21 protein-coding genes (1 of these 21 running past the window's edge) are annotated in these 22938 nt (G+C 35.4%); 11 read left to right on the top strand and 10 right to left on the bottom strand.

Translation table 11 applies throughout. The features are described 5' to 3' along the window. Positions 1-354: 354 nt before the first annotated feature. Positions 355-1080 carry a leucine-rich repeat domain-containing protein gene (locus LEP1GSC049_RS215850; RefSeq protein ID WP_004750104.1) on the top strand — a complete coding sequence of 242 codons (726 nt, stop codon included), beginning with the start codon at positions 355-357 and terminating at the stop codon, positions 1078-1080. A gap of 12 nt (positions 1081-1092) precedes the next feature. Here LEP1GSC049_RS215850 and LEP1GSC049_RS215855 read toward each other — a convergent pair whose 3' ends face one another. From LEP1GSC049_RS215855 to queA, 5 genes are all read right to left on the bottom strand, one after another. Then, on the bottom strand, positions 1093-1836 hold the full coding sequence (locus LEP1GSC049_RS215855) for a hypothetical protein (RefSeq protein ID WP_004759974.1): 744 nt from the start codon (positions 1834-1836) through the stop codon (positions 1093-1095). A gap of 152 nt (positions 1837-1988) precedes the next feature. Further along, positions 1989-2294 (bottom strand): YbaB/EbfC family nucleoid-associated protein, encoded by a 306-nt coding sequence (locus tag LEP1GSC049_RS215860; protein WP_004750098.1) that lies wholly within the window; start codon positions 2292-2294, stop codon positions 1989-1991. 116 nt (positions 2295-2410) lie between these two features. Beyond that, positions 2411-3766: a hypothetical protein gene (locus LEP1GSC049_RS215865; RefSeq protein ID WP_004750130.1), complete on the bottom strand. Its 1356-nt coding sequence runs from the start codon at positions 3764-3766 to the stop codon at positions 2411-2413. Between the two features lie 253 nt (positions 3767-4019). Further along, positions 4020-5642, bottom strand: coding sequence for an AAA family ATPase (locus LEP1GSC049_RS215870; protein ID WP_004757476.1), 1623 nt, complete (start codon positions 5640-5642; stop codon positions 4020-4022). A 25-nt stretch (positions 5643-5667) separates the two neighbouring features. Next, positions 5668-6720 (bottom strand): tRNA preQ1(34) S-adenosylmethionine ribosyltransferase-isomerase QueA, encoded by a 1053-nt coding sequence (gene queA, locus LEP1GSC049_RS215875; RefSeq protein WP_004750237.1) that lies wholly within the window; start codon positions 6718-6720, stop codon positions 5668-5670. Positions 6721-6948: 228 nt separating this feature from the next. Between queA and LEP1GSC049_RS215880 the strand changes: the two genes are divergently transcribed. From LEP1GSC049_RS215880 to LEP1GSC049_RS215920, 9 genes are all read left to right on the top strand, one after another. Then, entirely contained in the window at positions 6949-8358 is a 1410-nt protein-coding gene (locus LEP1GSC049_RS215880; RefSeq protein WP_016560728.1) for a glycosyltransferase family 87 protein, read from the top strand. 19 nt (positions 8359-8377) lie between these two features. Further along, the gene (locus LEP1GSC049_RS215885; RefSeq protein ID WP_004762709.1) at positions 8378-9520 is read left to right on the top strand and encodes a glycosyltransferase family 4 protein; all 1143 of its coding nucleotides are present in this window, start codon (positions 8378-8380) and stop codon (positions 9518-9520) included. A 4-nt stretch (positions 9521-9524) separates the two neighbouring features. After that, entirely contained in the window at positions 9525-10115 is a 591-nt protein-coding gene (locus tag LEP1GSC049_RS215890; protein ID WP_004750108.1) for an LIC20162 family protein, read from the top strand. Positions 10116-10305: 190 nt separating this feature from the next. Further along, the gene (locus LEP1GSC049_RS215895) at positions 10306-11691 is read left to right on the top strand and encodes a hypothetical protein (RefSeq protein WP_004750226.1); all 1386 of its coding nucleotides are present in this window, start codon (positions 10306-10308) and stop codon (positions 11689-11691) included. Between the two features lie 71 nt (positions 11692-11762). Continuing rightward, positions 11763-13175, top strand: coding sequence for an MBOAT family O-acyltransferase (locus LEP1GSC049_RS215900; protein ID WP_004750220.1), 1413 nt, complete (start codon positions 11763-11765; stop codon positions 13173-13175). Positions 13176-13189: 14 nt separating this feature from the next. Next, entirely contained in the window at positions 13190-14350 is a 1161-nt protein-coding gene (locus tag LEP1GSC049_RS215905) for an SGNH/GDSL hydrolase family protein (protein ID WP_004750144.1), read from the top strand. Further along, positions 14347-15744 carry an MBOAT family O-acyltransferase gene (locus LEP1GSC049_RS215910; protein ID WP_004759832.1) on the top strand — a complete coding sequence of 466 codons (1398 nt, stop codon included), beginning with the start codon at positions 14347-14349 and terminating at the stop codon, positions 15742-15744. The genes LEP1GSC049_RS215905 and LEP1GSC049_RS215910 overlap by 4 nt, the downstream gene beginning before the upstream one ends. A gap of 9 nt (positions 15745-15753) precedes the next feature. Then, entirely contained in the window at positions 15754-16815 is a 1062-nt protein-coding gene (locus LEP1GSC049_RS215915) for a DUF1574 domain-containing protein (protein WP_004762733.1), read from the top strand. Between the two features lie 2 nt (positions 16816-16817). Continuing rightward, positions 16818-17162 (top strand): nucleotide pyrophosphohydrolase, encoded by a 345-nt coding sequence (locus LEP1GSC049_RS215920; protein WP_004762704.1) that lies wholly within the window; start codon positions 16818-16820, stop codon positions 17160-17162. Positions 17163-17453: 291 nt separating this feature from the next. Here LEP1GSC049_RS215920 and LEP1GSC049_RS215925 read toward each other — a convergent pair whose 3' ends face one another. Both LEP1GSC049_RS215925 and LEP1GSC049_RS215930 read right to left on the bottom strand, forming a co-directional pair. Then, the gene (locus tag LEP1GSC049_RS215925; RefSeq protein ID WP_004762779.1) at positions 17454-17975 is read right to left on the bottom strand and encodes a DUF2062 domain-containing protein; all 522 of its coding nucleotides are present in this window, start codon (positions 17973-17975) and stop codon (positions 17454-17456) included. Between the two features lie 338 nt (positions 17976-18313). Continuing rightward, a complete protein-coding gene (locus LEP1GSC049_RS215930) occupies positions 18314-18778 on the bottom strand; it encodes a YqaA family protein (RefSeq protein ID WP_004750184.1) in 465 nt (154 codons plus the stop codon). Positions 18779-19355: 577 nt separating this feature from the next. Between LEP1GSC049_RS215930 and LEP1GSC049_RS215935 the strand changes: the two genes are divergently transcribed. Then, positions 19356-20555, top strand: a complete 1200-nt coding sequence (locus LEP1GSC049_RS215935; RefSeq protein ID WP_004759912.1) for an Lcl C-terminal domain-containing protein — start codon at positions 19356-19358, stop codon at positions 20553-20555. Positions 20556-20997: 442 nt separating this feature from the next. Here the strand turns inward: LEP1GSC049_RS215935 and LEP1GSC049_RS215940 are convergent, their stop codons facing one another. The 3 genes from LEP1GSC049_RS215940 to speE form a co-directional block, all read right to left on the bottom strand. Beyond that, on the bottom strand, positions 20998-21450 hold the full coding sequence (locus tag LEP1GSC049_RS215940; protein ID WP_004750094.1) for a hypothetical protein: 453 nt from the start codon (positions 21448-21450) through the stop codon (positions 20998-21000). Positions 21451-21574: 124 nt separating this feature from the next. Next, the gene (gene pyrF / locus LEP1GSC049_RS215945; protein ID WP_004750084.1) at positions 21575-22393 is read right to left on the bottom strand and encodes an orotidine-5'-phosphate decarboxylase; all 819 of its coding nucleotides are present in this window, start codon (positions 22391-22393) and stop codon (positions 21575-21577) included. Between the two features lie 26 nt (positions 22394-22419). After that, on the bottom strand, positions 22420-22938 hold the 3' portion of the coding sequence (gene speE, locus LEP1GSC049_RS215950; protein ID WP_016560695.1) for a polyamine aminopropyltransferase. The gene runs 324 nt beyond the window's last position; the window shows 519 of its 843 coding nt (coding positions 325-843); its start codon lies beyond the right edge, outside the window — the gene reads right to left on this strand; the stop codon is at positions 22420-22422.

The raw sequence follows: 22938 nt of genomic DNA, 5'->3' as shown, positions 1-22938 counted from the left end.
GATGAGAGTCAAACTCAAAATCAGAATAAAGTAAAACAAATTTGAATTTTTAACGTGAATTTATACCAAAGAAAATGAGAGATCGTTTTCTAAAGTGGTAGTTCCCACATTTTTTATATAAAAACTTAGTTTCTTACACAGAATCCAAGTTATTTTGTAGAATCAAACCTTATTAGAAAAGGTTTTAGGTAAAAATTTGTGGAACTCTAATTTTGTAGAAGATCTTAAGTTATCAAAATTAGAATATTCTATTCTAAAAAAGTAGGAGTTCCTAGAATCCCACAAATTTGGCAGTGAAGTTTTGAAATTTAAACTTATACACGACATTTTATTTTTGATTGGTTGATAACTTAGATGATCCAAATCCGTTTTTTTACCTTACTCAAGATTTTAATTTTTTGTTTTTGGATCTTTTCTTGTTCTTTATTCAAAAAAGAATCCATTCCAGGTGGAATTCCGGTATTTTCTAAAGAAGGTAAAATTCTCAGATATTATCCGTATCAAATTCGTTGGATCGGATTTGATAAAAGTGAATTCCCAGATACAACTAGGCTAATAGATTTTAGAAATTTAGTTTCATTGGAAATTTTACATCCCGAATTTCAGAATTTAGAAGAACTCAGTTCTTTAAAAACGATCGGTTTTCTAAACGTAAGCGGAACCAAAGTAAAAGAACTTTCTCCTTTGTCCCAACTAACCGTCCTACACAGTTTATATCTAGGAGAAACTTCTGTGGATGAGAAAGATCTAAAACAATATTCCGAAATTGGAAAATTAACTAAATTAGGTTTGTATAAAACAAAAGTCAAAGACTTATCTTTTATCGGCTCAGAATGTAAATTACAACAACTAGACATTCGAAACACTGAAATTTCAACCTTAGAACCGATCTCAAATTGTAAAAATTTACTAGAACTCCGAATTGGACATACTAAAATCAAAGAAATACATCCAGTCTATGAAATGAATCATCTACGTTATTTAGAATGGTCGGAATTAAACTTATCCAAGGAAGAATTGGATCAAATCCGAAAACGACTCCCCTATCTCAAACTAGTTCCAATACATCCAGGATTATAATATTCTAATTTTTTAATCTATGAATGAACCGAAATTAGTGTGATTGTCGTATAAAAGAATATCTCCTTTTTCGACAGAGACTTTTTCCACCATAACCTGCCCAACGGTTTCTAAAGCTCGGACTGAATATTTTTGTCCGTTTTGTTTTTCTAATACAACGCTTGCGTTTTTCCTCACTCTTGAAAGTCTAAGTCCCCAAACCTCTAAAATTTTTCCCTTACTTTCCAAAACGAGAGCGCTGATTTTACTTGGATTGGAAGACGCAGATTTTCTATAAACTCCGATTAAATTTCCAGGTATAAAATCCGGCTCGATAGAAATGAAATTAGGCCGATTAGATTCGATGTGAAAAGAAAGATGATCACAATCGTAAACCCTTACTAAAGCCCATCTGTTTCCAGATTCCTTATTCGTAAAAACCCTACAAGATTCAGGAATCAACTCAGCTCCTCGGGCCGTAGTTTTTACAATTCCTTCAATTCTAGTTTCTTCTCGGTTTTTACTGAGTGTCACGCTCAATTGTGTAAAAACAAACTGATTCTGCTTTCGAGTCATGTCCAAAAATAATTGTCTTACAAAATAACCTTCTTCTAATTTTTGAATATTAGAATAATATTCTCCAGATAACAATGGCAAGGTGATCTTGAAAGCAGGCAAGTTTTCCGTTTTTGAATGGCTCAACGAACAAAACTCAATCAAAGAAATGTAAATCGTAAAAGATAACAAATAATACTGTTTCTTTTTTAAACTAAACATTAAAAGCTTGCCCCAAAACCTAAAAGAATTTTATGCGATAATTCTTTAGAAATTTTTAATAAAATGCAGTAGTTCCTACAATTTAGGTCACATTTGTCAACTTTCGAGTAGTTCTAATCTCGTTACATTCTTAATTACGCATATAATTGCGTTCATTCCATTCCCATAATTCCACGAAACTCCGCCATTCTTTCTTCTGCGGCATCTTGCGCCAATTCCAAAGAACGAGACACTGCTTGTTTGATACTTTTCTGTAGAAGTTTTTTATCGTTTTTTGCGAGAAGTTCGTCTTCGATCAATATGTCTTTGATATTGAGCTTACCGTCGGAGATACAAGTGACTAGATCGTTTTTAGATTTCCCTTCAAAAGAAAGCGCCATAAGATCCTTTTCCGCTTTTTTTATTCTCACGCGCATTTGATTCATTTGTTTGATGGATTCTAACTTGTTACCGAACATTTTATATTCCCTCTCAAAAAACTTTTAGCTATGGTTTTTTTACAAACCCAAACGATCGATCGAAATTTTTTTCGATTCAATTTCAAAAACGTTAAAACAAACAACTAGAAAAGAAGTTAGAAGGAGAGTTCCATTCCTAAGGAAGTAAAATACTCAGTGTAATATTGAGAAAAGGCAGGAAGTCTATACGGCCCCACGTCTGTATAAATTACACCTTTGGAAAGATTGTTTCTGAAGTTCATGAAAAAAATCGCATTCTGAAAACTAGTTTTTCCTCGGAAACTGGCTGAAAAAGAACGTAGTGGTTCGTCGACCTGAGTATTGATTCCGGAATTTTTTTGAGAGAGTAAATTGTAGTAATTGTTCCCGAAGAATAAAGAATATCTTCCTGCCGGATCTAAAAGCATCGTAAATCCGAGAGTAGTTGCATCGGATTCGGGAGTGATATAAAGTCCGTTATTTCTAGTATTTGGATCTGCAGAATAACTGTATCTTACATTCAAAATGATTTTAGAAAAATCAATAAACATAGAAAAACGAGCCGCTTCCGGATTATAAAACCCTTTGTCTTTTTCTTTATTCAAAACAGAAGTTTGAAATGAAAGGCGTCTAACGGGCTGAATGTTTGCCTGCCATTCGATTACCCTGCCTCCTGTATTTCCCATTGCCTGACTTCTAAGAACCGGATTGTTTCCAATATTCGGATCTATGTTTGTAAATTGAGAATTGGCAGAATAATTAGAATAAGAAAGTCTGTTTGCTGTTAAACTTGAATTTCCGAAAGAACTCCCAGAGACAATTTTTGTACTGAGATATTCGTTTGGTTGAAAAGAAAATCCAGCCATTGAATAACCCTGATCCCTTTGATCCGCAGTATAAGGAAGAGAATTTCCGGTTTTCAAAATTGCGTTTACTCCCGGTAAAACTGCATAACTCAATTCAAAGGAGTCTAACTTAGCTTGATTCATTCCTGTCGCGGCTCCAAAAGGGTCCGACTTTCTTCCTTTGAAAGAAGGAGACAATTCCGAAAAAGGCAAGGTAGGAAGAACGGAAGCCATCATTTGAAATTTATCTTGTTTTACTCCTAAAAAACGAGCTCCCGACCAAACTAAATTCGAATCGTTCAATAGAATATCCGGTTGTTTCCAGTTTAAATTGTGAGAAAAACTTCTCCAAACATTCCCCATTCCCGTAAAGTTGAAACCACTGTTTTCAGTGAGTTCTAAATCTTTTTCTATTTTATAGATTTCTTTAGAACCTAAAATTTCAAATGTCTGAATTTCTTTTGGTTCTCTTTTCCCTTTGAAGGTAGGGCTGAATTCGTTTTTTTCTTTTAAAGGGGAAAACTCTATTTCTTGAAAATTCTCCGGGGTTTTGACCTGAGTAATGGATAAAAGAACCCCTAATCCAACCGCGGAAAGGCTGCTGATAAACAAAGAGGATTGAATATTAATGACCCCGATGATTTTCATGCTCTTAATTTATTATCGGTAATCAGAATCGAAGGACCAGTCTCAAATATAGATCCCGTTCTATGAATAATCCCGAAAAGTCATTCGGATAAAAAAAATCTCCTCTCAAAATCTGTTCAATTTGGACTGTATAAAAACAAATAATAATATTTCAAAAATAAGTCTTTTTTTCTACAGTTTGGAATTTTTTCCATGTTTAGGAAAGAAATTTTTTCAAGATTTTGTCGCATTATTACAAAGTAGATTACGGTTTCTATATATGTTCTTCTTCTTTTTTCCGGTCGATTCTCTCCTCTATTAAATGGAACAAACTTCCGGACGGATATTTTCCATTTTTGCCAAATTTTCCGGCTGGGATTCCAAAAACTTCCGGAATCAATTCCTCTACGTGTGAACAGGTAAAAATCTGAAATTTTCCCTTGTCCATAGCCTTACGAATAGGAGAAGGTAAGTTCAAATCCCGCAAATTGGCAGTGGGTATATAAACCGAATATTTATCCCTCGAATTTCCTACAATCTGAATTATTTCGTACCAAGCTGAGATTTTTGTATTTACCGAACCTACCGGAAGGATTTCTCCATATTGAGAAAGCGCACCAGTCACTGCAATATTACAAGGGATTTCAAGACCAGCAAGCGCGGAAAGGATCGCAAGAAGTTCAGCACAACTTGCAGAATCTCCATCGATTGGAGAATAGTTTTGTTCGAATAAAATGGAAGCATCCAAACCAAAAGATTGTATATGAGAGAACATTCCTTTAATATAAGATTGTAATATAAAAACTCCCTTATCGTGCAAGTCTCCGGAAAGATTTACTTCTCTTTCGATATTGATAAAATTTCCAGAACCAAGTGCAACTCTTGCCGAAACCTGATTTACCTGACCAAAATCCGCTAAAGAAGAATGGAGTAATATCACAGAAAGACCGTTGATCCTCCCAGTCTTTTTTCCTTTGAGTTGAATCGTATTCAAACCTTCTCTTACACTTTCTAAATATCTTCTTTTATAGACGGCGATTCTTTTTTCTACGGATTCGATCGCAGATTCTACCTGAATTCTAGTAATTGGCTTTTTTTCTTTTCGATAGAGTACTAAAAGTTCTCCTACAAATGTCCTAAGCTCCGCAAAAGAAAGAGAAAGTCTTGTTCTACTGTCATTCCATCTTAGTCCAATTTCGAGTAACGCATCCACGGCGGACGAATCAAATTCCGGATACCCTGGTTTTTCCCAGGAATGAATCAATCCGCCAAAAAGTTGAAGATTTTTTTTAGTCTTCATCACTGCTTCGTATGGTAGATGAATCTTAAAAGAAAAACTGTCGTAAAAATCAGGATCGATTCCGGAAATAAAATCTACTTCTCCTTCTTCTCCCGCTAGGATGAGTCGAAACCGAGTATCAACCGAAGGATGAAAACGATTCATCTCTTTGGAACCTGTCATTTCGGGTAACGTTAAAAAATCTATTTTACCAGTTTGTAATACTTCTTTGACTAGAAAATACAAATTAGAATCTTCCGTGAGAGCTCGCATCGGTAATAAAAGATAACCTCCGTCCGCTTCGGCCATTTTACCAGGTCGATATTCCGTATTTCCCGGAAATCCTGCAAGAGTCAAAAATCCAGGATGAGGATCGCAGATGACTTTGATATTTTTTTTTAAACCGGAAACGTATTCTTGTAATAAGGTAAGATTGGATTCTAATCCCGGTCCCGTAATCAGAATGTTGGAAAAAATTCCAGGATTTTCCAGTGCCTTCGGTAAGGAACTGAGTTCTTCTCTGTGAAAAGCTAAAAAATCGGGAAGGCCGTTTTTAGGTTTCTGTTTTCCTGCATGAAGTTTGATCGCCGATTGATTGGAAGTTATTCTTTTAATCACTAAAAACGATTCTCCGTCGAGTTCCTTAAGGAATCAATTCTATTCCTAAAATCAACATTGCATCTCCATAAGAGTAAAATCTAAATTTTTCTTGGATCGCTTTTTGATACGCTTTTAAAATCAATTCTTTTCCCGCAAATGCGGAAACTAATAAAAGTAAACTAGAACCCGGAAGATGAAAGTTTGTGATGAGACCTTGGCAACTTTGTAATCTATCTTCTGGAAGAATAAAAAGTTCCGTAACTCCCGGACCGGAACGAAAGGTATCGGTAACCGGATCGTAAGCGGATTCGAGCGCTCTTAAAGTAGTGGTTCCAATCGAAAAAATTCTTCTTCTTTCTTTTTTGGCGAGATTCAACATTTGTGCGCCCGATTCTTCTAAAAAAAATTCCTCCCGATGTAATTTTTGATTTTGAAAATTTTCTTCCGTAAGTGGTTGAAAAGTTCCATACCCTACCTTGAGTTCTAAAGTACAGAATTGTATTTTTTTCTCTTTCAAAATTTTGAATATGTTTTCCGAAAAATGTAAACCCGCCGTTGGCGCGGCCACCGAACCTGGTGTTTTTGCAAATAGTGTTTGATATCTGATTTCGTCTTCAGAATCCGCATTTCTTTTGAGATAGGGAGGAATTGGAATCTCTCCGATCTGTTGAAAATCCTCTTCTTGAAGCGGGCGTTCGGGTTTTAGAAATACAAATTCCTCTTTTTTCTTTTCTATCGTAAATAGAACCTGTTTTGTTTTTTCATCGCAGAGTCGTTCTCCCATCTTTAATTTTTTAGAATTTCTAATTTTACATTTCCAGAGTGATTCTTTTTCTTCCAGAAACATGGCTTCGTGAATTCTAGTTTTAGATCTAAGATAAACCCTACGTTTACTTACTTTGGTATGATTGGCGACTAATAGATCTCCTTCTTTTAAATAAGAAATCACATTTTTAAAAGAAGGTTCGCTCGAAATTTCCCCCGTATTTACATCCAGGACCATCAGCCTACTCTCATCCCGATTGGCTACCGGATAACGTGCAATCCTTTCTTCGGACAATACAAACTCAAATTCTTTGAGGTCTTTAAATAACATTTTTTTGAATGAGAGGGCGTAACGTTGCTAAATTTTTTAGATTAAAAGTTATCTCAAGAAACTTTTTTCAAATATGGCTCAAAATCATTTTAAGTTAAATTTTATTTTTGAGACCCGTTTTAATAAAAAACAATTTGATAGATTTTGTATACAGAAATGAGATGAGCCTACTTCACAAATCCGTCCCATTGTTGGACGCTCCCTCTTAGAAACAAAGCAGAAAAGAATATGTATGATTTTTTATTGGTTGGCTTTTCTAAAGGAATTGAAAAGTGTTTCAGAATGCAATTGAGAAACTGGATTGTTGGAGGAACCGTCTTATTTTTTTCTCTCTTCTTTATTAACGGTATATTAAAATCCGAAAACAGATCCGATTTTCGGGATTATTATAATGCTTCGATTCGATTTACTCAAGGAAATAATTTATACAACTTAGATCAGATAGAAGAAATTCTTACAAAACTTAGATCGGGAGAAATTAAAATCGAAGAGATTTTTACTCCAAAAGTTTTTCTACAACTAAAAGATATGATGGAAGGGGTCGGTTCTTATATCTATCCGCCTACGTTCGCTTTTTTACTCATTCCGATTTCTCTGTTTCCGTACGAGGTTGCATCTGCAATTTTTCTTACGTTGAATTTTCTGGCTTTGTTAGGCTCTCTGTATATTCTTTCCGTTCGTTTTCATCGAAAAGGAAATTTACTTTTTGTCATTGTTCTTTGTATCCTCAACCTGAGATTTTTGGAAAATCATCAGAACAACAATCAAGTCAGTTTGATTCTAATCTTTTTGATTTTGACTTCCGTTCATACTAACAAAGACTGGTTATCCGGTTTTTTACTTTCTCTTGCGATCGTAATCAAACTGACTCCGGGAGCTTTTTTACTTTTTTTTCTAATGCAGAAACGTTACCGAGCGATTTTTTATACGTTTGTATTTGTTCTGTTTTGGATTTTACTTCCTTGTTTATATGCGCCTTCGTTTACGATCGAGATGACTTTAACTTGGAAACAATTGATTTTAGATAATTATTTAAAATCGCCTCTGTTTAGGGCCTGGAAAAACAACCAGAGTTTAAACGCTACTCTTGCAAAATACTTCTTAAATTATGCAGACGTCCTAAATCAATCTCGACTTGGTTATCCTCTTCAAGAATTGAACGAATTGGTTGTGAAATGGATGTATTCTATTCTTTCTTTAGCCCTTGTGATTCCGTTCTTTTGGAAAGTATTTGTAAAACGTAATATAGAATTGACTCTGGGTTGTCTGTTCGTTTTTTCGATTGTATTCAGCGGAATTTCCTGGATACATTCTTTCGTTTTTCTTTTGTATCCTTCGGGAATTCTACTCGATCAGACTTGGTCTTTTGCGGAACGTTCGGTTCTTCCTTTTTGGAAAACAAGCTCCAGTCCTTTTCCAAAAAGAATTGTATATTCTATAAAACTTATATTTGAAAAAGATAAAGTGTCTTTTTATTTTATAGTCGGCTCGGTTTTGATTCTCCTTTTTAACCGTTCGATTTTAGGTAACGGCGTAGAAGAGAAACTAATGATGGCTTCTTATCTTTTATATTTTGCGATTTTTCAATATGTTTTACTTTTATTCTCTTTGAAGTATACAACTTCGGAAAAGAATTAAAATTGATAACCAATTTACGATGCCGATTCAAACCAATGAACTTAAATACAAACCTAGGGTAGGAGTGGATGTTCGTCCTCTGGCCTACGGAATTACTGGGAACTCCAGATACCTTGCCGAAGTTTTAAGAAGATTGATTCGAAACGATTCTCCTTTGGAATACTACCTCTATTCCAATAAACCGATTCATACAGTATTTTATGATATTCTTTCGAATTCAAATTCCAAATTTTTTATGACTGGGAAATTTCCTGGGATCGTTTGGCTTAACTGCACGGTTCCAAGAAGAATCAGAAAAGATCGATTGGATATTTTTTGGGGAACTCTTCAGTTGCTCCCTCTAATCTGCGGTGGCGCGTTGACCGCGGTCAATTATCATGATCTCAACTTTCGCGCCGCTCCTAAGACGATGACAACCGCAAACTTTTGGCAACATAGAATTCTTTCTCCTAAAACGTTAAATCGCGCCGATCTTATATTCTGTCTTTCCGAAAACACACGTCAGGATATTTTAAAATTTAAATCGAACCTAAATCAAAAATTGAAAGTAGTTTATCCCGGAGTAGAATCTTTTCCTACCTTTCAAGAACCGCTTCAAAAACTTCCTGAAAATTTTTTATTTACCATTGGAACGTTAGAACCTAGAAAAAATCTAAACACTCTGATCGACGCTTATCTAAAACTAAAAGAACAAAATCCTTCTTACCCTTTTTCGTTTGTAATCGCCGGTCGTTTAGGTTGGAAGTCAGAGGGTCTGACAAAACTTTTAAAAGAAGGTGATCTAGAATCCGAAGGGATTTTTTTTGTAGAGAATCCGGAAGACGAAGTTCTTGCTTGGTTGTATCAAAAATGTTCTGCGTTTTTATTTCCTTCGACCCATGAAGGTTTTGGACTTCCTTTGACAGAAGCCCTTAGGGAAGGAAAAATCTGCGTCGCTTCCGATATTCCTGTGTTCCATGAGATTTTAGAAAGAGACGTGGATTTATTTGCGGAACCTTTGAATGTAGATTCTTGGATTTCTTCTTTATTACAATTACCTAATAAAAAATTAGAAAGACCTTCCGTTTGGGATGCGTCTCAGTGGACTTGGGATCAGACTGCAAAAAAAATCGAAGAAGGTTTGATCGATCTCTGGAAACATAGAAAGGAATTACATCGTTAGAAACATGAAACAGAATGAAAAAAAAATTTACTCCGGCTGGGAATCCCTGAATTCAAATCAAACGGGAAGTCAGATTCGTCTGAAGATCAATCCCATTCCTCCGATATTTATTACTTTAGTCGTCTTTGGAGTGTTATACGGTTGTTATTTTGCGGCGCAACTTTCCGCTTTTTATCTTCAAAAATTTACCGATTTTCTATTGATTCCGAAAGTTTTAAATCTTCCGATCTTACAGGATCCAAGATTGTATCTGGCGGTCGGCGTTATCATTTTCGGTTATATAGGACTTGGTTTTATCTTAGATTGGGCGCGTTTTATCGGTAGGACTTGTTTCACTTCTTTATTTCTGAGAGGGGATTTACTTTTTTTAGAAAGGAAGTTCTTTTTCGACAAGAATGTCTTTCAGTGGAATCGAAAACAAAACGGAATTCAAGTTATACATAAAACCGGTTTGTTAAGAGGATTTTTAGGTTTAGAAAGAATTGTGATTTTTGTTCCCGATCTAAAATCGGAAGGCAAAGTTTCAGGACTTTATTCTCCATTTTTTTTTCCGAGCCAAAACGGAAACCTGATCCGAGGACTATTTGAATATTAGAATATGGGAATTTATTTGAATTGAGTCATTCGGAAATTTCTATCGACAATCTATATTAAATAAATTTTTAATTTAGTGAAAACTACAACTTGTCCAAAAATTTAAATCCGATGAGATTACTTTTAAAATTAATCCCAAAAACTGAAAAGAAATCAAACGATCTATTATATATACGTTTAATGGATGTTTGATGATAACACGAACCTTACAAAATAAAATTTTTTTCGGTTTTCTGATTTTATTTTTATTTTACGTTTTTCTTTTCGATCTTCGTTTTCTTTCCAGACATTACGATTGGGACGCAATCGTTTACGCCTACAATATCAACTCCGATCTTATATGGAGAATTTTCTACAACCCTCATCATTTAGGTTTTGAAAGTAGCGGTTATTTATATCTCAAACTTTGGAGAGAATGGTTTGGAAAAGATTCCGTGATGTTCGGACTTCGGCTACGGATCTTAATTTCCGCACTACTTTTTCTTTTTTGTTTTATTTATATGTATCGTAAAATTTATTCGGACACGTTAGGCGCAATTATATTGGGTTTAGCCGTCCATTTTTCTCAAGGTTTTTGGTTCTATTCACAACACAATGATACTCCGCTGATTCACTCCTGTTTGACCGCGGCTTTGTATCTGTTCTGTGTTTATTTTGCCAAAAAAGGACATTCTCCGATTTCTTTAATCACCCTTTTTACGATTCAACTTCTTGGAGTTTATTTCCACCAATCGGATATTTTATTTTTACCTTTGGTTCCGATTTCTATTTTATTTTCTCAAACTTGGAAAGGAAAAAATTTCGAACCTCCTCAAAAGTTACGTTATACGCTTTTATACTGTTTTTTACTGATTGGAGTTCTGACTCTTTCTTATCTCTACGTTGGTTTTATTTTATTGAATAGAAATCTTTCCTCTCCTTTGGACAGCGAAAGAAATTTTGCGAACTGGCTTTTTTTATATGCCACTAAGGACAAATGGGGAAATTCTCCAGAGGCAAAAAATTATGTAATGAATTTTTACCGAGGAATCGGAGATGCGTTTCTCAATTTTGAAGGAGTTAAAAACGGGTTGAGAGTCCGTCTACATTCTTGGGAACAAAGAGAGTCCTTACCTTACAATCTAAATCTTACCTTTTGGGTTCTTATTCTTTGTGTGTGTTTTTTCAATTTTAAAAATATCTGGAAACGGTTTCCAATCGAGACAATTCTACTTTTGTTTTGGCTTGTACCTTCCATTTTATTTTATACATGGTGGGAAGGTTATTTCTTCGAATTTTGGGTGGGGACTTCGATAGGCATGATTCTTCTTGCAGGTTTGACTTTAAAATCCATCGAGTTTCGGACGTTTGCATTTGGGACTAGAGCGATTTATCATTCGATACTCTTTGTTTGGTGTCTTCTTTTATTTCTGATCAATTTCTCTTTTTCTACATTCCCCCGTTCTAAGAAAAAAACTGTAAGTTATATACAGGGAATTGAATTCAAACTAGAATCGATTCTTCCAGAAAAAATTTATCCCGCTGAATCGGAAAAAACCAACATTTTTGATATGGATTCTAAAGCTCCAAGCCTGTAAATTGAAGTTGTAAGTATATTCTATTTTGAAAAACTGCTCTTCAGATATTCCAAAGCTTGATTTAGACGAAAATGCTTTTTAACTCTCTTCATTTTCTATTTTTCTTTCCGATCGTACTCATTCTCAATCATCTATTAAAAGGAAAAATACAAAGAATTTTTCTTTTAGGCGCAAGTTTTTATTTTTATATGTCTTGGAGAAAAGAATTCATCCTTCTTTTACTCTATTCAATTGTCATCGATTATTTCGTTTCTCTCAAAATTCAAGATACCGTAGATGCTAAAAAAAGAAAACTTTGGCTTTTGTTATCTCTTATCACCAATTTAGGACTACTCGCCTACTTTAAATATACGAACTTTCTTTTAGGAGTAGTAAACGATCTCACTCCTACGGCAGGATTTAAATTCGCATATTATGATATAGTACTTCCGGTTGGAATTTCATTTTATACGTTTCAATCGTTGAGTTATACGATTGACGTATATCGAGGACAAATAAAAGCCAAAAGATCTTTTTTAGATTTTGCTCTTTATGTTTCCTTTTTTCCTCAACTGGTAGCTGGACCGATCGTCCGTGCGCAAACGTTCTTTCGAGATTTAGAACTTCCTCTTCCAATTCAAAAAGAAGATATACAAATCGCGTTCTGTCAGATTCTGATTGGATTTACTCGTAAGATTGTTTTTGCAGACAATCTAGCAAAAGTGGTAGATTCTACTTTTGCAAACTATACAACTCTCAATCCCATTGAAATTTGGACAGGGGCGCTTGCGTTTGGTTGGCAGATCTATTTTGACTTTGCAGGTTATACCGACATCGCCATCGGTGTGGCTCGTCTTTTTGGATATAAGTTTGATCCTAATTTCAATTTTCCAATGGTCGCAAGAAACATAACGGATCACTGGTCTCGTTGGCATATATCATTTTCTACTTGGATTCGGGATTATATTTTCATTCCTCTCGGTGGATCTAGAGGAAGTGCACTCTTCACGTATAGAAACATATTTATCACTTGGTTTTTTGCGGGAGTTTGGCACGGAGCCGCGTATCATTTTATCAGTTGGGGACTCTGGCAGGGAATTATGATTCTTGCACATAGAGAATATTCTAAAACAAGAATTGCCACCTTTTTAAACGAGAAAGGAGGCATCGTATACGATATTTGTGCTAGAATTTTTACGATGTTTTGCCTAACGTTTGGATTTATCATGTTTAGAGCGGAGACAATGGAAAAGGCGATTCCTATGATGAAGTCTCTACTCTTTTTAGGACCGAATGGATTTGTAAGAATCAAAGGATATTCTAATTATACATATGGGATTCTATTATTGATTTGTTTTATAGCATCTTATCTATTCGCAAAAAATAATATAGAAAGAATCGTTCAAAGTAGATGGAAATTCATACTTTTCTTTCTGGCAAACGTATTTATGCTTTTGATTTTCGGAATTACAGAAAGTCAGAGTTTTCTTTACTTTGCGTTTTAGGATAAAAATCCAATATGAAAGAATATATTGCGTTTATCAAAGATTCCAAGTTTTGGATTCCGGTTTTGATCCTAGTTGGGCTCGAAACCGTAATGCAGTTCGGTTGTTATAAACCTTTTTTAAAAAAGAATTCATACGCGGCTAACGTTTCTAGAATTACGGATCACGTTCTTGAAAAACAAAAAGAATTTGATCCAGACGTTTTGGTCGTAGGAACATCGGTCGCATATCAAGGTTTGTCCATTCCTATTTTGAATCAGGAACTTTCTTCTTTAAGAAAAAAAGTTCAGTCCATTGCAATTCCAGGAACCGAGTTGATCGTACAAGATCTGGCCGTTTTAAAAACTCTTCCTCATTTTAAAAACGTAAAAACGGTAGTTCACGTATTTGAAGTGACAACTCCTTGGGTTGGTCAAAAAATTCTAAATCTACCTACTCTTGCGATGATTTCCGAATTCAATCGTCTGGAAGTGTATTCCAGAATTTATGATTTCGGTTATCAAGTGAATGTGAACGATCTTATCTACATTACTTTGAAGTCCATCGCTTATAGGAGAGACATTCAAGATCTGATTTTAAGTCCTTCTAAAAGGATCAAAGATATAGGGAAACGTTTTAAAATAGAAAATCTGAATCCTTGGGACTATGAGAATTCTTATCTAGAAAGAATCAGCATGTATCCTATTCAAGACATTTCTAACTGTATCGAAAAGACAGATCCTGCTAACGGTCTACCGATTCCAAAAGGTTCGGATCGATTTCATAAAAAGGCGATCTTTGATACCTGCATTATCGCAAATCATATAGTTACACATGCAAAAGAAGACGAAGTCACAAAACAGTACTTCGATCGTCTTAAGATTTTACACGACGAAATCAGAAAAATCGGAAAAGAAAACGGTCAAGACATACAAATAATCGGAGTAGTCGCACCTTATAGTCAACTCATACAAAAATGGAGACTTACGGAAAGAAACGAAGTTTGGAAAAGAGAACTAAAAAGAATCCATCCTTCTAATCCGGTTCCGTTACTTGATTATCAGGATATGTTGGACGGTCCGGATAACGGGAATTACTATTACGATCTGATTCATCTCAATTCGATAGGAATGAAAAAACTAACGCTCGCATTTGCAAAAGATTTGAAAGCAATTCTGGAAAAGGAAACCAAATGATCTTTACTTCCACTTTATTTCTTCTATTCTTTCTTTGTGTTTATATTATTTATTGGAGTTACAACGGGAAAAGCTACAGGGAATGGGTGATTGTAATCGCATCCTTAATTTTTTACGCTACCTGGAGCATTCCTTTTCTTTTTCATTTATTAGGAATTCTTTATATTAATTATTTAGCAATTCAAAGTCTATTTAAAAAGAAAAGTCTGTTCGTTCTAAGAACGATCGTAATTTTAGATCTGATCAATCTGGGAATATTTAAATATTTTTATTTTTTTACAGATAACTTTTATACTTGGACCAGCTGGAAATTTTTAGACCAAAAAACCTTCGGCTTTCAAATTATTCTACCGCTTGCAATCAGTTTTTATACGTTCCAAATTATCGCGTTTGTAGTGGATGTTTATCGCGGAAAGATTATCGAAAATTGTGGTTTTTTTCGATTTGTACTTTTTATTTTATTTTTTCCACAGTTGGTGGCCGGTCCGATCATGAGGCACCAAGATTTTTTTCCAATCTTGGATAAAGTAAAAATCAAACCTTCTTATGTTTATGCCGGTTTATATCTTTTAGGGCTTGGAGTTGCAAAAAAAATTTTAGTCGCGGATAATATCGCCGCTTTGATAGATCCAGTATATAGAAATCCTTCCGAGTATGACGGCAATTCTCTTTTTTGGGCGGCACAAGGATTTACCTGGCAAGTTTATTGCGATTTTAGCGGTTATACGGATATAGCCAGAGGTTGTGCTTTTCTTTTAGGTTTTAATATTCCAGTAAATTTTCGCGCGCCTTTTTTCGGACAAAACGTTCAGGATCTATGGAGAAGATGGCACATAACACTCGCAACTTGGCTTAGAGATTATATTTATATTCCGTTAGGCGGTTCCAGAACTTCAGAACCTAGAGTTTATTTGAATTTAATCATTACGTTCACGTTAGGCGGCTTTTGGCACGGGGCCAGCTGGACTTATGTGGTGTGGGGATTTTGGCACGGTTTCTGGTTGGTAATTGATCGATTGATGGAAAAGATCGGCGTTCCAAAATTACCCGAAAAAGGATTTATATGGTGGCTCGTACGCGCTTTTTTCGTATATTCAATTTTTATGATAGGAGCCGTTTTTTTTCGCTCTCAATCTGTTTCGGATGCCTGGCACGTTCTTTATTACGGGTTTCAGTGGATTTCCGAACCTACAAAATCAATATTAAAAAGTTCTCTGTTAATTCCGTTTTTAATTGGGGGAATTCTACTTCATACATTAGAATATTTCGAAAAGTGGTCTCGGTTTTATTTTAAATATCGAAAAATTCTAATTTCCATTTTTCTAATTTTATTAGTTCTACTTCTTTCCAATTACGCGGGTAAAAGTCAGGACTTTATCTATTTTCAGTTTTAAGGAGGAATGATGAATATCCTAAAACGATCAAACCTAATTCCTTTGTTTCGTAAAAAACTATTAACGGTTCCTATCTTATTTTTTATTTTTGCGATTTTTTTGGATCGTCTTTTATCCTCTCAGTTAATTCGCCCTTATACCGAAGCGGGAGCGGAATATTACTTTTATGAAATGAAAGATAGAGTGCTTTCCGCTTTAATCAAAGAAAAGTCCGTCTCTAAAAAAGATCAAAAAACGTTGATCTTTTTTGGAACTTCACACATGGGGGAATTTTCGCTCGATGTGATGCGTAAAAAAAGATCGGATTTAATCGTGTATAATTTTTCTGCGCCTTCCGCGCCTTTTTCGTATCACAACTACAACCTGGAAAAAATACTTTCCTCCGGAATCAAACCGGATTACGCAATTTTAGAATTTTATCCGGATTCAATGACGGATTTCTGCAACCGTTATCCATTACGTTATTCTTATGATCTTCCGTATTTTCTACGTTATGCGAATTGGTTTTCCACAAACGACTGGGATACGTTTTTAAGATCCAAGGTTTTTAGAACCACTGTGTTCCCACCTAGATTTAAAGAAGCGATGGGAAGAATCAAGGACCCTAGTTCCAAAGAAACGATTCTTGCGGTCCGAAATCTTCTTATGACGGAATCGGATAAGTTCAACGGAGGAATTCCGAACGTATTATTGACCAATACTCCTCCGGAAAAATTAGAAGAAGAAGCGATAAAATACTACAACGAAACCTATCGTTATATCAGTTTATCTCTAATTCAGAAAAAATTTCTGTTTCAATTTTTAGAGACCGCGGAAAAAAACGGAATCAAAGTGATCCTTTGGTCCCCCTTATTGTATGAGGGTTTGGAAAGTAGAGTAAAATCTGCAGAGTTTTATCCTACTTGGGAAAACATTCGCAGACGAACATTAGAATTTAAGAATGTAGTTCCTCTCGATATGAATGAGTTTCGCGCCCAAGTAAAATGTAGGAAATACATAGATCCTCATCATTTGAGCGGGGGATGTTACTTAGAACCGACTGAAATCTTAGTGGATCGACTGGATATATAAAAATGAACGAAAACGAACTCACTTTCAATCAGGCTCAAAAAAAAATAGATCAATGGATTTCGGAATTTGGAGTTCGGTATTTTTCAGAACTCACCAATCTTGCAATTCTCATGGAAGAAGTGGGAGAATTTTCAAGGCTAATTGCCAGAAAATATGGAGATCAATCTTTTAAAAAAGGGGAAGATCCAGAAGAAATTTCTAAGGAAATGGGGGACATTTTATTTGTATTGATTTGTCTTGCCAATCAGATGGGGATTTCTTTAGAAGACGCGTTACGCGCCACTTTAAATAAAAACACGGAAAGAGATAAAAACCGCCACAAGGAAAATCCAAAACTTCAAACTTAAACAACGTCTATTCGATATAGTTAAATTAACGTGAGCAGGGCGTAAGAAAACCGGGGTAAATCTGGCTTCACAGGCAGCCGGATTGGTTCGAATTTTTTACACAAAATTTCATATGATTGAAATGTAGACTATTGAATTGGATACTTTGTTTGTAGTTTTGAGCAATTTTTCAAACCAAACTCACGTTAATATAATATATTTAAAAATATAAATTCATCTAAAACCGCAACCTTCAAATCAAATTTCTGCATAAATCGAGACTTCAACAAATACTAAAATTTAATAAAAAATTTATCCGCCAGAAGCCCCTTGATCTTTTTTAGAATGAAATAATTTACTCATCCTTTTCAAAAACGGCAAAAGAAGAAAATAAAAAACGATAGAAATGATTGGAACCCAAATTAACCAACCTAACACGGCAAAGGCGGCGACATCAAATATTCCTTTGGCAACTACGGAAACGTTGTCCGAGGAAATACGTTCCGCCCAACTTAAATCCAAAGGAGTAGAGGTAACGATAGAACCTGTTTTTAAAAACGGAAAAATCAAAATAATTTGTAAAGGATAAACGAGATAATTTGCCAACTGAATCGCAACCGGATTGAGCCGAAACAACACACCTAAAATTCCACAAAGAGCCATAGTCGTACCGATTAAAGGGAACACACCCATTCCCGCACCGACAACGATACTCAATGAAATTTTTTCTGGAGTAATTCCGGACTTCAGTTCTTTTTTAAGAACTTCTATTATATTTTTTGGAGAAAAAACTTTTAGGATCCGAAAATTCTTTTTTAAAAATTTAAAATTCAAAGGTTCGCCTCTTACTTAGAATTATATAATAGAACGCTAAATAACTGTTCGTTTCAAAATTTAAGGTTCTATTATATAGAGATTAATAATTAATAAAACGAATCACATAGTATATAAGATCAAAGCTGCAAGCACATACAGGAAAAATAATTCTTCATTTACGGATCAAAAATTCATAAAACCATACATACACAAGTCGGTTTAAAACAACGTGAATTTAGAATAATCACAAAAAATTTTTGTAAAATCACGATTTGTAAGAACTCCATATTCTTTTTTATTTTTTGACTGTAAAATAAATTTTTAAGAAACAGATTTCTTACACCAAGTTCAGACTTTTATGATCTATTCAAAACAAATGCTAAAAGAACATAACGAACAATCCGTAAAGTAAATACAATACTTACAAATAACCATAATTTTTGCTTAAAAAAACCGGAAAGAATGGTGATAGGATCACCTATGATGGGTAAAAAAGATAACAATAAGACTGGCCAACCAAAAGTTTTTATCTTTTGATACAAATTTAGAAATGTTGGCGAGGATTCTAGCTTTTTATGAACAAAAGTTTCTGAACTATAACCTAGAAAATAATTCACGATACAAGCGGTACAATTTCCAAATGAAGCCCAAACAATGGCCTCATAAGTAGAAAGCCCTGAAATAAGTGCAAGAACCAAAGCGGCTTCAGAACTGAACGGAAGAATTGTGGCCGCCGCAAAAGAAACGAACGCAAGACCAATCCCTCCGTACATGGAAATTAGTTCAGAAAAAATTCTCCCAATATTTTCTTCGAACTCCAAAACAGTTATTCCCTTTTCCTGACAGTTAAATATTTCGTAATTTAATGTGAGTTTGATGTAAAAAAATCTGGACGAGTTAAAGATTCAATATTTTTTCCTGAACTCAAGCAAAACAATTATAACTTTTAGACCGTTCTGTAAGACACAACATAATTGCTTTGATATTGATTAGAGTTGTTGAAAAATTCCATAGTGGCGATTAACAAAACTGCTTCAATTGCCGATTTGCATAAAATAGAAACAGATGGAGAATTAATTTTTCAACAACTCTATTATACAAACTTATATTAAAATTAAGTTTTGAGACATATCATAAAGAATACTTTAAAATGTTTGATTACAATACCCTTCTAACTTTCAAAAATCCGTTTATTGCAAACCGAAAGAAATTTGAGCCAAAATATAATCTGGAAATTTTGAATTTTAAATTTCGTATCATATAAACCCAAAAAGAAAATATTCATTCTAGAATACCTCTAATTAAAACCAAATGAACAAAAAAATAGGTTACGTTATAAAATGAGTCCTATTTTTCGAACTCTTTGAGCTTTAATAAATAGGCAAACCAAACAAAGTTATGTATAAGTATTTTATTTTTATAGCCTTACTTTTTTTTAGTTTCTGCATAAAGTCACCGGCCGATCTTGATCCACCCTATTTTGTATTGCAGTATTTACAAAATGTAGATTCTACTGAGAATCAGGAAAACAACTCTAATAACAATAATTCCCAATGCCCCGCACCCGCTGGTCCTTTTAATCCAGGCTCAATCTTTGATACTGGCCAGACACTTTGCTGGAATGGAGCTGGGACCGTTCAAACTTGTTCACTGTGGTTACCCGGAGCTGATGGAGATTTTAATAATGTTCCAAATGCTCGTAATTTTATAGGACCAACCCAACACTGTAAATTTACTTCCGATTATACTATATTCGATCCTCTGCATGGACTTACTTGGAAGGCATGTGCGCAAGGCCAGACTGGTTCAGACTGTTCTGGTAGTATTCCAATTTCAATGAACTGGGCAGACACAAATGGAGGACTTCCTGGAAGTTGTACCGAATTGAATACTCTCAACAGTGGAGAAGGATATGCTGGCAGAACTAATTGGAGACTTCCTACGGTAAGAGAACTTGCTTCTATCGTTCACTATACAAACAATCCTCATATTGAGAATGCTTTTTTTCCTTCTAGGACATTTACCGGAAGGTCTTACATGACTAGTACAATAGATGCTAAGGTAGCAGGAAATAATTGGACAATAGACTTTGCAGTTACACCACCTATGGATGTAAGAATTTCTAGTATATCACAAGCAACCTCTATCTATTTGCGTTGTGTTTCCGGAAACACGATGCCTGCGCCTTCTTTTGTAGATCAAGCGGACGGGACCATTCGAGATCTAAATACTGGACTTCTTTGGTCTCAATGCACGGAAGGGCAGGGGGCAGGATGTGGTTTGACTCCGCCAACTTCTATGGATTGGAATACTGCACGTGGTAATTGTAATGGTAAAGTTTTAGCGGGGCCGGGAAGGGTCTGGAGATTACCAAACATAAACGAACTTTTAAGTATTGTAGATTATAGTAATGCTATTTTTATGTTACCCGCTATTGATTCAGCTTTTTTTCCACTTACAGCCAATGGTTTATATTGGACTTCTACTACATATGATAGTAATAAAAGTTTCGCAATTGGTATTTTGTTTTCAACTGGAGCCGTCCTAGCAAATGATAAATCCGGCAATATGGTAACCCGTTGTGTAACTACGTTTTGATTGGTTATGGTTCATAAATTAAGAAAGATTTGTTTTGATCATCAAGACCCGTTTTTACAAAATCAAACAAACTTGACTTTCGTCATTCTATTTGAGGTTCGTATTTCTTGAATGTATTTTCGATAACTAAGTGGTATTTTAACATGAGTTCGACGTAAGAAAATTGTGGCGAATAATAAACGCTTTCGCATTTGTTATGTCGAACTCACGTTTACAACCAAGACCTAAGGTTGCATTACAACGATTATTCAGGGATGATTGGAATCGGTTTTCATTTCGGCGGCGGAGATGAAACAACCGAGCCTCCCAAAAAAGAGGAATCGACTGCGAGTTTGTCTTTATTTTAAAAAGAACCCTTCGGTTAAATCGAAAGAGATCGTGATCGCAAACGATTTCTTCTCACGATATTCTATGATCGTTGAATCGGAAAAACACGATCGACTTATTCCAGTTGAGGATCAGGGATCTCGATCGTACGAACACAGCGCCGATACCGTTTCGGAATTCGATACGTTTTTACATACGACTGACAATACAACCCCGGACCGGAAGAACGCTCGACAAGTCGATACTCCATAGAACCGGAAAAGATTCTTCCGAATTCTTTCTCGGAGATTTCGATCTTAACGGTTGTGGAACGCTTCGATTCTTTTTCGATTCCTAAAATTCGAATCTTGTCCTTGTTCAAATTTGCAGTAAGAATTTCGATCTTCCTCCATTTACAAAACAGATGCAGGTTCAAAACAAGATTCCCGCGATCCGCCGGAGAACAACTTGGATTCTCCCTTGAATCTTCCGCAACGAGAGGTCCATTCTGATATATAATAATAAAACAAAGAGCGAACGATAAAAGAAAAAGAATCGATCGTCTTCGAAAAGAAGAAGTTCTTATCATTCCAACCTAGCCGCAGGATTCAATGTATCATATCATCGATCGAATGAAATCCAACTCTTTCGGGCGGAATTGTAAAATTATTGAATGTGATGGAAAGACCGATCTTGAAGAAACGGTTTCCAAATTAGGAAAGATTGGCGAGTTGAGTCTGCATCTTTTTATGAATTTTCTCAGCTTCTTGGCCTGCACGTACTGCAAAGTCCGATCCGTTGGATGCAAAATGAATTCCTCTCGAAGAATTAATCAACGAATTACGTCCACAAACCGGCAAAAGATTCTCCAGTTTTGCACCCTGAGCGCCAAAACCAGGTATTAAAAAAATTCGATCCGGGTTTTGTTTTCGAAGTGTTTGCAATTCGGAAGGACTGGTTGCGCCTACAACAAACCCTAAATTTGATGTGGAAACCGAGTTAGCTACATAAACGACCTCTTCGTAAAGAGTTCGTCCCGTTTCGGAAAATTTTTTCTTTTGAAACTGAGCCGAGTCCGGATTGGAGGTTAAACAAAGCCAGAATATAAGATAATCTTGATATTCTAAAAAAGGACGAATCGAATCCAAACCCATATAAGGAGAAAGTGTCAGGCTATCCACCTGTAAATCTCCAAAATAATATTTCGCGTATTGTTTGGCTGTATTATCCAGATCTCCCCGTTTGACGTCGGCTACGATCGGAATCTGAGGATAATTACTTTTGAGATGTCCGATCACTTTTTCAAATTGTCTGATTCCGGAAGAGCCAAACATTTCAAAAAACGCTATATTCGGTTTATACGCGACCGCGTAAGAAGCGGTTGCGTCTATAATTTCTCTACAAAACTGTAACAGTGGTTCCGGACTTCGTTTAACAATTTCAGGAAGTTTGTCAAAGTCAGGATCCAGTCCAACACAAAGAAGAGACCTTAAAGCTTGACTTCGGGTTAGGAATTTACTTTGGAAATTCATTTTCCCTCCCCCCAGATACAAAAATTTTATTTTCGAACGATATGTTTTTGCGCAAACTGTGGAAGTACAAACGCCGCTTTGTGTATTTCTGTAGAATAATATTTCAATCCTTGCGGAACTCTTTGGCGATCGGGAGTCACCGTGTACGGATCAGGCCCTTTGGAACAGTAAGTAAATCCAATGATTCCAGAGGGATAGGTCGGAACTACTGTGTAATAGTAACCACAATGTTTGAAAATCTCTGGAATAAAGTTGAATAGTTCGCGAATAATCGATCCGTGATAGTAAAAACTTTCTCCTTGAGTCGTACAGATTCCGCCTTCCTTTAAACAGTTGGCCATGGTTTCATAGAACGGTCTTTTAAAAAGAACTTCTGCAGGACCAACCGGATCAGAAGAATCCACCATGATACAATCGAAATAGTTCTGATAATCTTTTACGTATTTGGCTCCATCTTCATAGGCGTGTTTTACTCTAGGATCTTTCATCGCGTTTGCGATTTCCGGAAAATACTCATAACAAACGTCGATGACACCTTTATCGAT

Origin of the sequence: Leptospira kirschneri serovar Cynopteri str. 3522 CT, from assembly GCF_000243695.2 — a bacterium.
Lineage (GTDB): Bacteria > Spirochaetota > Leptospiria > Leptospirales > Leptospiraceae > Leptospira > Leptospira kirschneri.
This window is presented reverse-complemented; position numbering and strand designations above follow the sequence as displayed.